Source organism: Paenibacillus sp. OT2-17 (genome assembly GCF_009827695.1).
Lineage (GTDB): Bacteria > Bacillota > Bacilli > Paenibacillales > Paenibacillaceae > Paenibacillus > Paenibacillus polymyxa_B.
Window position 1 is genome coordinate 1 of record NZ_WUDQ01000903.1, and the last position, 936, is coordinate 936.

A 936-nucleotide genomic window follows, 5' to 3' on the forward strand; every position below is an offset into this window, starting at 1 on the left:
CGAGATGGACGCCGGACGGCAACATTGAATATTTGGGTCGGATGGACCATCAGGTGAAAATCAGAGGTTACCGGATCGAACTGGGCGAGATCGAATCGCAGCTGCTGCAGGTGGAGTCGGTACAAGAAGCGGTCATCATGGCCCGTGGGGACGAAACGGGCCAAACACAGCTAGTGGCGTACTACGTCGCGAGTCAAGAACTTGGAGCTGGTGAGCTGAGACATGAGCTGGGACAAGAGTTGCCAAGCTATATGGTGCCGTCGTATTTCATCTGGTTGGAGCAGATGCCGCTGACACCGAACGGTAAAATCGACCGCAAGGCCCTGCCAGCACCAGAAGGCAGCCTGCAAAGCGGAGCGGATTATGTAGAGCCGCGCACTGCACCGGAACGGGCACTCGTAACGGTCTGGCAATCCGTCCTAGGCGTGCCAACCGTCGGTATTTTAGACAATTTCTTTGACCTGGGTGGCGATTCGATCAAGGCGATTCAAATCGTGTCGCGTGCGTTCCAGGCAGGCTACAAGCTGGACATGAAGGATTTGTTCCGCTATCCCATCATCGCAACCCTGGCACCGCATATGCACGAGGTCAGTCGTATGGCAGATCAAGGAGAAGTGAGCGGGGAAACCGCTTTGCTTCCGATCCAGCATTGGTTCTTTGCGCAGGAGCGCGAGCGTCCGCAGCACTTTAATCAGGCGGTCATGCTCTATCGTGCCGAGGGCTTTGATGAGACGGCGGTTCGCCAAGTCATGGATCACATCGTGAAGCATCATGATGCGCTTCGTACAGTTTTCCGTCAGACTTCCTCGGGTTATACGGCTTGGACACGCGGTGTAGATGAAGGCGCGTTGTATACGCTGGAAACCGCAGACTACCGTGAACAAGTAGCCTATGCGGAAGCGCTGGAAGCGAAGGCAAATGAAATCCAAAGCAGCA

General features: G+C 55.2%; 1 protein-coding gene. It reads left to right on the top strand.

Features of this window, described 5'->3' with window-relative positions:
* On the top strand, positions 1-936 hold a 936-nt coding region (locus GRP75_RS28060; RefSeq protein ID WP_237449243.1), incomplete at both ends, for a condensation domain-containing protein.